General features: G+C 38.7%; 4 protein-coding genes and 1 pseudogene. 4 read left to right on the top strand and 1 reads right to left on the bottom strand.

Annotated elements, in window-relative coordinates; all coding sequences use genetic code 11:
• A pseudogene (locus tag IQ229_RS20730) lies at positions 1-259 on the top strand (DUF3084 domain-containing protein); the annotation flags it as partial.
• 150 nt (positions 260-409) lie between these two features.
• Positions 410-865, top strand: a complete 456-nt coding sequence (locus IQ229_RS20735) for a pre-16S rRNA-processing nuclease YqgF (protein WP_194046953.1) — start codon at positions 410-412, stop codon at positions 863-865.
• A 40-nt stretch (positions 866-905) separates the two neighbouring features.
• Here the strand turns inward: IQ229_RS20735 and IQ229_RS20740 are convergent, their stop codons facing one another.
• Entirely contained in the window at positions 906-1,169 is a 264-nt protein-coding gene (locus IQ229_RS20740) for a DUF3146 family protein (protein ID WP_194046955.1), read from the bottom strand.
• A 911-nt stretch (positions 1,170-2,080) separates the two neighbouring features.
• On the opposite strand from IQ229_RS20740, the gene IQ229_RS20745 reads away from it, so the two are divergent.
• Positions 2,081-2,281, top strand: a complete 201-nt coding sequence (locus IQ229_RS20745) for a heavy-metal-associated domain-containing protein (protein WP_099104264.1) — start codon at positions 2,081-2,083, stop codon at positions 2,279-2,281.
• A gap of 422 nt (positions 2,282-2,703) precedes the next feature.
• Positions 2,704-3,121 (top strand): aldo/keto reductase (locus tag IQ229_RS20750; protein WP_194046957.1); only part of this gene is annotated, 418 nt, incomplete at its 3' end.

Genomic DNA, 3,121 nt, shown 5'->3' on the forward strand with positions numbered 1-3,121 from the left:
TTCCAAAACCATGACATCTTATCAATTACAGCAGCGGCTAGAAATACTGATTTCTGCTTCTCAATTTCGTGCCCGTAATGCTGGAATTGTCGAAAATGTGCAAGTAGAGGGGACTTTTCTGCGCTTTGTCAGCCAATTAAGACGGTATAATCAACCCTTGGAGATCAAAGCGATCGCAGCAGACAATACTTATACAGCCGGGCCATTGAGAGTAAAGTTGGTGGCAATAGTTAACGGAAAAATTATTTTTAGTACTTAAAAAATAATTTGCACACTGTTATTAGTAAGATTTAAACATATTGAACAGCAGTCAAAATAGTTGCTGTAGCTGCATTTTTTATTTAGCAGACACTACGAGTAGCAAGATCCCTGTAAGGGTACATTTTTTATTTTTAATTTTTAATTAATTATGAATTTCCGTGAATTTTCACCAACGCAACCAGTCATCTTGGGGTTTGATCCAGGTCGAGATAAGTGTGGTTTAGCGGTGATGGGACTGGATCGGCAACTGTATTATCATCAGGTCGTGCTAGCAAAAGAGGCGATCGCTACCATTGAGACACTGCGTCAAAAGTTTCCGATCTCTTTGATGGTCATGGGCGACCAAACTACAGCCAAAGAGTGGAGACAGAAATTATATCAAGAATTGACAGAACCGCTGAGTATTATTTTAGTGGATGAGCGCTACACAACTTTAGAAGCACGCGATCGCTATTGGCAAATGTTCCCGCCCAAAGGGCTAATAAAGCTATTGCCACAGGGTCTGCGGCAGCCACCAAGACCTATAGATGACATTGTTGCCATCCTCTTAATCGAAAGATACTTAAATCGCCTCACAGAATCAACACTAAGCAGTCAGGAGTGAGGAATTAGATCGTTAACTCCTAACTCTTAACTCCTAACTTCTAAAGTTCCGCCCGAATCGTAAAAGCATAGTCTCCTCCAGGCTCTAGCTGATAATCTTGTTGCTCCAAAAATCGACCGAGGGGTTCTTTAATTAAGGCGCGGCCTTTGGAAGGCTTGACGGCAAGTTCTCCCCGGCGAAAATGCCACTGGAAATGCCACTCAAACTCACCCGCATTCACTTCGCCTTCTAGGAAGCCGTGTTGCCAGGATTGGCGGGTAATTCTGACATGGGCAATAGTTTCTGGCAGACGTTTTGCACTCACAATGCTTTATGTCAAGTGTGGAATAACAGCCGATGATGTAGGCTACTTATTTTATTTACCAAACATATCTCAATTAGACAAACTGACAAAGTGGGTATTTGTAGTTGACTAGGTTGTGTTTATGAGCAAGATGACTTCAGCATCCTGAAGGCGCGCGTCACTTATAGCGTGCCCTTACGCAAAAACAAGCTAGGTGTAGCGTCTTGTAGAGAAGCATTAGCAAGTTTTAGAGCGTCACTGTTAATTGTAGAGATTAGAAAATAAATCAAACGAAAAATGCTAATTTTTTCGTTGCTTCTAGCGATCGCACTTTAACTAATGGCACATTTCAGGAATCGTTTCCATTCGCAATGTGAAGCAGTCTCTATCGTCAATACCCAAATTAGCAGTGTCCAACACTCCTATCATAATTGTGTCACTGAAAGTCTTTGTTGCGAAGCCGACAGTATATTTATGTCGCAAGATAGCTGTTTTTTGAATCTATATGTACTCCAAATGTTGGGCAAAAGTATCTGAAGCATACAATAAATTAAAAACTACAGATAAAAAGGTTTTGTGAATTACGTATAGACGCTTGTACGATTGGACAGTGCTATAAGAACAACTACGTCAAACAGCAACGCCTAGAAAAACAGAGTGAATGTCTGGTGGAGTCTTCAGAATCAACTAAACAAGCGGCTTTTTATAACTTAGTAGTACTAAGTGCATTTTCATAAAAAGTTTTATATATTTTGGTATTTTATTTTGGTTTTGCTGCCTAAATATTTTTCAATAACGATTTAGATATAACTATTAGTTATTACTATTTCTGTAACGGTCAATTCCCTAACTCAAGTAAGATGTGCGCTCACTCTTAAAATCGATATTATATTTCTTAAATGTAAATTTAAGTTTACGTAATGAGGTAAGTAATGGCAATTCAATTGAAAGTTCCAGATATTAAAGGTGATGAGTGCGCCAAGAAAATAACTAAATCTATTCTGACTATGGAGTCTGATGCCAAAGTAGATGTAAACGTTGATACTAAAACTGTAACTGTAGATGCTGCGGCTTCTGAAGAGTCAATTAAACAGATGGTTCAATCTGCTGGTTATACTATAGAGGGCTATTAATTATTTTCTCTAAATTTATGAGAAAATTTAGAGAAAATAATTTAGCCAGCAGAACTGCTTAATGATATTTACGTCTGTTTTAAGTGCGTAAATATTATTAAGTAATCTACTGGTTCGCAACTATTCCTCCTTTAAGAAAATGGCAAATGGATCTAAATATTGGCAAGCTTGAATAAGAATTAAATTCACCAAAACTGCAATCAAACATGACTTGAATAAAATTAAATACTAAATCTTAGATTAGTACTCATTATTAGCTAAAAGTTAGAGGCAACGACGGTTGTTTGTCAAATAATGTGGTATTCTCACACCTAGCAGAAAGAAGAATGAGATTCACTTATCCTCAAGTCTAAGTACTAGGGAGGATTTATAAGGAATAACTAACTGATAGATAATTGGGGCAGAAAGCTATAGCTAGAAGCATGGAAACCAAACAACTAGGAAAAACTGGTATCTTTGTAAGTGCGATCGGTTTGGGTGGTATGCCCATGTCAATTTCTAATCGTCCTCCCGAATCGGAATCAATCCAAGTTATTCATCGTGCCTTGGATCTGGGTATTACATTTATTGACACTGCCGATTCTTACTGCAAAGATGAGTCAGATAAGCACCACAACGAGAGATTAATTCACAAGGCACTTACCAGTTACAAAGGCGATGTTAGCCAAGTAATTGTGGCAACGAAGGGTGGATTGATGCGTCCCGATGGCAACTGGACAAGCAATGGCAACCCAGAACATTTGCGCCAAACAATTCGCGACAGTTTTGAAGCGTTGGGTGGTGCTAAACCCATCGATGTTTGGCAATACCATTCTCCCGATACTAATTACACCATTGAGG

This window comes from Nostoc cf. edaphicum LEGE 07299 (assembly GCF_015207245.1).
Taxonomy (GTDB): domain Bacteria; phylum Cyanobacteriota; class Cyanobacteriia; order Cyanobacteriales; family Nostocaceae; genus Nostoc; species Nostoc edaphicum_B.